Genomic DNA, 6037 nt, shown 5'->3' on the forward strand with positions numbered 1-6037 from the left:
GACGGCTGTTCCGGCCGTCGGGGCCGGGGCGCAGGGCCGGTCGGTGTCAGGGCTTGCGGCCGACGCCCGCGTACATCCAGCGGGTGGTGTTCTCCGTCGGGCCGTCCGGCCGCCAGAGCGGGACGAAGTCGACGCCGGGCTCCAGGAGCTCCCAGTCCGTGAAGAACTGCTCGATCCGGCCGCGGAACCGGTCGGTGATGCCCGACTCGGTTCTGTTCCAGGTCTTCGCCACCTCCTCGGCCCGCTGCGGGTTGCCCTCGGAGGTGCTGTGCGAGATGAGGAGGTGGCTGCCCGGGGCGACCCGGCGATGGATCGCCCGGAGCGCGCCGTCCGCGTGGGCGTCGTCCACGAAGTGGAGGACGGCGAGGAGCAGCACCGCGACGGGCTGGGAGAAGTCGATCAGCTCGCGGAGCTCCGGGCGGTCCAGGAGTTCGTCCAGGTCGCGCAGGTCGCCGGTCAGGACGGTGGTGGTGCGGTTGTCCGCGAGGAGGGCCCGCCCGTGCGCGAGGACGATCGGGTCGTTGTCGATGTAGACCACCCGCGCGTCCGGGGCGACCGCCTGCGCGACCTCGTGCACGTTGCCCCGGGCGGGCAGGCCCGAGCCGATGTCGATGAACTGGCGGACCCCCGCGTCGACGCAGAGCCGGACGGCGCGGCGCAGGAAGGCGCGGTTCTCGCGGGCCGCCTGCGGGACGTCGGGCGCGACGGCGACGGCGTGTTCGGCGGCGGCCCGGTCGGGCGGGAAGTTGTCCTTCCCGCCGAGCCAGTAGTCGTAGATGCGGGCCGGATGCGGCCGGTCGGTCTGCAGGTCGAACGTGTCGCTGCTGTCCGTGGTGTCGAACATCCGGTCCCCTCCGGTGAACTGAACGGCGGTCACGCACCCGTGGCGCGGTGACGGCCTGTCGAACGTCCACGCATGATAGCGGGCCGTCCGACGGCGGCCGGGCGGGGCGCGGGGTCGCCGGGCCCGGCCGGCCGGGTCAGAGCGGCCCGTGTTCCCGCAGCACCCGCCGGGCCTGGGCGAACAGCATGCCGACGTTCACGGACTTGCGGCACACGACGACGGCGACGACCTCGTCCGTGCTGTCCATGCGGAGGAAGAGGTGGGTCAGGTTGTCGCTGTTGACGAGGATCTCCTGGAAGTAGTGGCGGTCGCTCACCACGCCGCGCCGCTCCTTGAAGATGCCCTCGATCATCACCACGTTGCGGCCCTGGAACAGGTCGAGGGTGGCCGCCGCCAGCATGTCGAGGACCTCCGGCGGGTGGGTGTCGACGGTCTCCACCGCGAGCAGCATGCCGGTGGACATGTCGATGATCCCGGCGGCCACGCAGTCGGGCGCCTCCGCGCGGAGGCTCTTCACGATGCGTGCCACCCGTTCGGACATGCTGGGGCTGGGGTGGGCTTCCGGCAGGTTCACGGTGATTCTCCTGGTGTGGTCGTCAGTTCGGGGTGGTTCGTGACCGGTGGTTCGTGACCGGTGGTTCGGCGGGACGGGTCGCCCGGCGGCTCAACCGGCCGTCCCGGCCGGCTCGGCGGGGACGGCAGCGGGGTCGGGGTCGGGAGCGGGGGGAGCGGGAGAGGCGAGGACCGAGCCGATGCGTTCCGCCGCGCCCTGGGTCTCCAGGTGCAGCCGCTTCACGTCCATGCCCGCGTCGCCGAGCACGGCGATCAGCCCCAGCTCGCCGATCGCCTGGGCGAAGAGGTAACCGTTGCTGAACCGGGCCAGCGTGTGCCGCAGCGGTCCCTTGCCGGTGGCGCTCCCGGACCGGCGGGCGATGCCGACCGCGGCGGCGGTGAGCGCGGCCAGCACCTCCGGGTCGGCCGCCTCGTCGGTCTCGGCCGTGATCAGCAGCCCGTCGGCGGACGCCACGACCACGTCGGTGACCCCGACCACCCGGTCCCGGAGAAGCCGCATTTCGGCGGCCAGGTCGTCACCCTTGATCGGCATGGTGCTCCTTGCTCTTCGTTTCGCTTCGTTCGTTCGGTGCGCTTCATGAGGCTCGTGGGGTGCGTGGGTTGCGCGTGTGCCGCATGACGGTGGTGAGTTGCGTGAGTCGCGTGGGTTGCATGGGTCGAGCGCGTTGTGCGCGTTCAGTCCGCGGACGCGCTCCAGGGGCGGTCGGTGACCGGCCGCAGCGGGAGGAGGTCGTTGATCCCGCTGGCTCCGCGCTGTCGGACCGGAAGGGCCGGCAGGCCGGTGCGGCCGCCCGCCGGGAGCGGCGCCGGGCCGTTCTCGGCGGCGCTCCCGGTACGGTGCGCGGGCGCCGTCTCGACCAGGCCCTCGCCCTGCATCCGCGCCAGCTCCACGGTCACGGCGTACAGGCTGCGCCCGAGGAGGAACGCGATGTCGCGGGCGCTGCGGCGGCCGTTGACGCGCCGGAGGATCTCGCGCCGGTCGCCGCCCACCGGGCCGTCCAGCAGCGTGGTCCCCGCTGCCGTGCGCTGCGGCCGGCTGCTGAACGGCGGGTGCGGGGACGCGAGGGAGGCGATCACCCCGATCCGCCGGGCGGCCTCCTGGAGGAGCCAGTCCGCCTCGATGCCCTGCGGGGCGGCGAGGTGCTGGAAGGGGGCGCCGGCGTCGAAGGAGAATCCGTCGATCCGTCCCATGCCGATCGCCAGCGCTCCGTCCAACGCCGCCATCAGGCAGACCAGTTGCAGCTCGGCCCGGCCGACCAGTCCGCGGGCGACGAGTTCGGCGCCGGCCCGGTCGCCGGCGGCCCCGGCCCGGACGGCGGCCGTCCAGTCGGTCTCGCTGACCCGTCCGGAGTGCAGCAGCAGGGTCTCCACGTCCGGGGCGCCCGGCGAGGACACCTCGACGACGGCGCCGGTCCGGAAGTGGAACTGCCCGCCGGGATCGCCCGCGACCTGGAGGGCGCCCGAGAACCGTCCGGTCCGGGCCCTCCGCTCCACCTCGGAGGTGACGGACACCAGGGAGTCGCTGTGTGTCGCGGTGGCCGGCTTGTCGACTTCTGGCATGTTCCCCGCAATCGCCCGGATTGAGTGGCTTTCGACTTCGGGTTCGGACCCTAGCCGGGCAGTCGAATCCGCGATCGAGAAGATCGCAATTGATCGGGCGGCTTGTTCATATGCACATATGACCAACTATCGAGGGCTGGCGGTGGTTGAATCCGCTGCCATCTGTCGGGTTTGCGACCCGGTGGTGCCGGCCGGCCCGAGGGCCGTGGGCTGGGCTGGGCCGGGCTGGGCCGGGGCAGGCCTGGTCGGTGCCGGGCCGGTGTCGTGGGCCGGCCGGGTGTCCTCGGGCGTGGTCCGGCCCGGGCTGAGGAATCGTTTCTCCTCGGCCCGGGCCGGTGGGAACGTGCGGGATCAGCCGTTGGCGAGTGCCTGGAGGCGGTCGTAGGCGCCGTTGAAGAGGTCCTGGTCGCCGGGGAAGGTGCCGGAGTCGGCGTACTGCCAGAAGGTCTGGTAGCCCCAGCCGTTGGGGAGGGTGCCGACGGCGGAGGCGTAACGGGCTATCCAGAGCGGGTTGGTGGCGCCGAAGCCGCCGTAGTTGCCGGTGCAGGTGGCCCACCAGTTGGTCGTGGTGTAGATGGTGGGGTAGCGGCCGGTGCGGGAGCGGACGGTGTCGCTGAACGAGCGGATCCAGCTGACCATGGCGCTCTGGCTGAGGCCGTAGCAGGTGGCGCCGTACGGGTTGTACTCGATGTCGAGGGCGGGCGGGAGGGTCCTGCCGTCGCGGGACCAGCCGCCGCCGTGGTTGACGAACCAGGTCGCCTGGGCGGAGCCGGAGGAGCGGTCCGGGAGGGCGAAGTGGTAGGCGCCGCGGATCAGGCCCGCGTTGTAGGAGCCGTTGTACTGCTGCGCGAAGTACGGGTTGGTGTAGGTGGTGCCCTCGGTGGCCTTGACGTAGGCGAAGCGGGCGCCGTTGGCGGCGACCGACGACCAGGCGACGTTGCCCTGGTAGCTGGCGACGTCCAGCCCCCGGGTCTGGGTGACGGCGAGCGCGGCGACGCCCGCGGTGCTGGCTCTGCCCTCGTGCGCGGCGACGGTGGAGCCGGCGAAGTCGCGGTCGGGGTGGAGGGGCGGCAGGTGCGGTCCGCCCTGCTCGGTGACCTCGGTGGCCTCGGTGGTGGTGGCGGGAGCGGCGGGGGCGGGTTCGGCGGCGTAGGCCGGGGCGGTGACGCCGGCGACCAGGGCGACCGCCGCGGCCAGCGCGGCGAGGGCCGGGAGCCTGCGGGTCTTCGGGGTTTCGGTGGGGCGGGCGGAGCGGGAAGTGCTGGACATGAACACTCCTCTGGTCCGGTGCTGTGTTCCCGTGGCGTGCGGTACGGCCGGTACGCCGGTGACGGTACCGGCCGGGAGCAGAGTAGCCATGTACCCGCCAGCATGACCAGGTCTCTGCGGCCACCTCCTGATCCGCCGTCACATGGGTGCCGGTGCCATACCCCCGGGGCCCGATGGGCACTCCCGGGGGCGTGGCACCGGCTCCGCCCGGTCGGCTCAGGGCCGCGGCTGGTTGATGTTGAGCAGCCAGGTGATGCCGAAACGGTCGGTGCACATGCCGAAGATGTCGCCCCACATCTGCTTCTCGAGCGGGACCATGACGGTGCCGCCGCTCGACAGCTTCTCCCAGTAGCGGCGCAGTTCGCCGTCGTCCTCGCCGCTGACGCTCACCGAGATGTTGCTCCCCGTTTTCTGCTCGTTCCCCGCCGGGTTGTCGGCGGCCATGAGGGTGAAGCCGGCGGTCGTGGTGAGCATGCTGTGCATGATCTTGTCGGCGCCGCCCCCGGCCTCCTGCTGGCCGAACTCGCCGTAGGTGTTGACCGTCAGCTCGCCGCCGAAGACCTCCTGGTAGAACTCCATGGCCTGGCGGGCGTTGCCGTAGAAGCTGATGTACGGGTTGAGGATGGATGCCATGACATCTCCGTTTCGTGACGTTATGTCCGTTACGGCAGACTAGGTGATGCCGTGGCGGCGACCGGGGGCGACGCCCCGGCGCCGTCGCCCTCCTTCCGCGCTCGGCGGGCCCCCTCCCGTGTGGGTCCGAGGTGCGGAGCGGAGGCACTGGCGGACGGGCTGGTGGACGGTCCTGGGGCCGGCCTGCCCGCGGATCCCGGCCGCCCGGAGGGGTCTCCGGGGCGCTGTGGCACGATGCGGGGACCGGCGCCGCGCCGCCGCCCCACCGGAGAGAAGAGGCCCCCGTGTCCGAGACCACCCGAGACGCCGCCCAGTCCGAGGCGGGCGGCCTCACCTTCCGCCCCGCCACCGAGGCCGACGTGCCCGCGCTGGTCGAGCTGGTCGAGTCCGCCTACCGGGGCGACGCCAGCCGGGCCGGCTGGACCACCGAGGCGGACCTGCTGGACGGCCAGCGCACCGACGTCGAGGGTGTGACCGCCGCGGTCACCCACGCGGACGGCGTGGTGCTGCTCGCCGAGCGCGACGGTGAGCTGCTGGCCTGCTGCCAGCTGGAGCACCGTGGCGAGCACGCCTACTTCGGGATGTTCTCGGTCCGTCCTGGTGAGCAGGGCGGCGGCGTCGGCCGGACGGTCCTCGCGGAGGCGGAGCGCTTCGCGGGGGAGGAGTGGGGCGCGGCCGAGCTGGAGATGACGGTGATCGAGCAGCGCGCCGACCTGATCGCCTGGTACGAGCGCCGGGGCTTCCACCGCACCGGCGTCTACTCCCCGTTCCCGTACGGCGACGAGCGCTTCGGCATCCCGCTCCGGCCGGACCTGCGGTTCGAGAAGCTCGCGAAGAAGCTCACCGGGCGGTAGGTCTGATGTTCCGTCATCACTGACCTGGGGCAACGCGGAGATGTCATACCTCGTTCATGATTGGTCTAGGCCAATGTGAGAGGGTGGCGGACGAACGGCCACGTTCCGTCCCAGCCCAGGGGGGCCACTTCCGCATGCCCGCACTCCATGGCACCGCCATGCCCGCAACCGGCACCGCCGCGGGGGGGGGGGCCCCCCGCCGGGCCGCCCCCGCGGCCGGGGCCCCCCCCCGCCCGCCGGCGCTCACGGTGGTGGGGGCCCCCCCCCCCGCGGGGGGGGGGGGGGGCCCCCGCGCCCGCCCCCG

The 6037-nt window shown here is 72.9% G+C and carries 7 protein-coding genes; 1 reads left to right on the forward strand and 6 read right to left on the reverse strand.

Annotation, left to right across the window (positions count from 1 at the left end):
* Positions 1–46: 46 nt before the first annotated feature.
* The 6 genes from ABZ885_RS33735 to ABZ885_RS33760 all read right to left on the reverse strand — a co-directional run bounded on the left by ABZ885_RS33735 (position 47) and on the right by ABZ885_RS33760 (position 4879).
* Positions 47–844 carry an SAM-dependent methyltransferase gene (locus ABZ885_RS33735; RefSeq protein WP_360197288.1) on the reverse strand — a complete coding sequence of 266 codons (798 nt, stop codon included), beginning with the start codon at positions 842–844 and terminating at the stop codon, positions 47–49.
* Positions 845–980: 136 nt separating this feature from the next.
* Positions 981–1385 (reverse strand): hypothetical protein, encoded by a 405-nt coding sequence (locus ABZ885_RS33740; protein WP_360197303.1) that lies wholly within the window; start codon positions 1383–1385, stop codon positions 981–983.
* 123 nt (positions 1386–1508) lie between these two features.
* Entirely contained in the window at positions 1509–1949 is a 441-nt protein-coding gene (locus tag ABZ885_RS33745) for a roadblock/LC7 domain-containing protein (RefSeq protein WP_360197291.1), read from the reverse strand.
* Between the two features lie 143 nt (positions 1950–2092).
* Positions 2093–2977: a hypothetical protein gene (locus ABZ885_RS33750; RefSeq protein ID WP_360197293.1), complete on the reverse strand. Its 885-nt coding sequence runs from the start codon at positions 2975–2977 to the stop codon at positions 2093–2095.
* A gap of 351 nt (positions 2978–3328) precedes the next feature.
* Positions 3329–4246, reverse strand: coding sequence for a lysozyme (locus tag ABZ885_RS33755; RefSeq protein ID WP_360197296.1), 918 nt, complete (start codon positions 4244–4246; stop codon positions 3329–3331).
* 216 nt (positions 4247–4462) lie between these two features.
* Positions 4463–4879: a VOC family protein gene (locus tag ABZ885_RS33760; RefSeq protein ID WP_360197298.1), complete on the reverse strand. Its 417-nt coding sequence runs from the start codon at positions 4877–4879 to the stop codon at positions 4463–4465.
* 284 nt (positions 4880–5163) lie between these two features.
* Between ABZ885_RS33760 and ABZ885_RS33765 the strand changes: the two genes are divergently transcribed.
* On the forward strand, positions 5164–5733 hold the full coding sequence (locus ABZ885_RS33765; RefSeq protein WP_360197301.1) for a GNAT family N-acetyltransferase: 570 nt from the start codon (positions 5164–5166) through the stop codon (positions 5731–5733).
* Positions 5734–6037: the final 304 nt, after the last annotated feature.

It is taken from the genome of Kitasatospora sp. NPDC047058, from assembly GCF_040643935.1.
Lineage (GTDB): Bacteria > Actinomycetota > Actinomycetes > Streptomycetales > Streptomycetaceae > Kitasatospora.

What these genes read in the sequence shown, in the direction of transcription:
- ABZ885_RS33740 (WP_360197303.1), bottom strand. Translation starts at nt 1,385, where the DNA reads ATGTCCGAACGGGTGGCACGCATCGTGAAGAGCCTCCGCGCGGAGGCG.
- ABZ885_RS33755 (WP_360197296.1), bottom strand. Translation starts at nt 4,246, where the DNA reads ATGTCCAGCACTTCCCGCTCCGCCCGCCCCACCGAAACCCCGAAGACC.
- ABZ885_RS33745 (WP_360197291.1), bottom strand. Translation starts at nt 1,949, where the DNA reads ATGCCGATCAAGGGTGACGACCTGGCCGCCGAAATGCGGCTTCTCCGG.
- ABZ885_RS33735 (WP_360197288.1), bottom strand. Translation starts at nt 844, where the DNA reads ATGTTCGACACCACGGACAGCAGCGACACGTTCGACCTGCAGACCGAC.
- ABZ885_RS33750 (WP_360197293.1), bottom strand. Translation starts at nt 2,977, where the DNA reads ATGCCAGAAGTCGACAAGCCGGCCACCGCGACACACAGCGACTCCCTG.
- ABZ885_RS33760 (WP_360197298.1), bottom strand. Translation starts at nt 4,879, where the DNA reads ATGGCATCCATCCTCAACCCGTACATCAGCTTCTACGGCAACGCCCGC.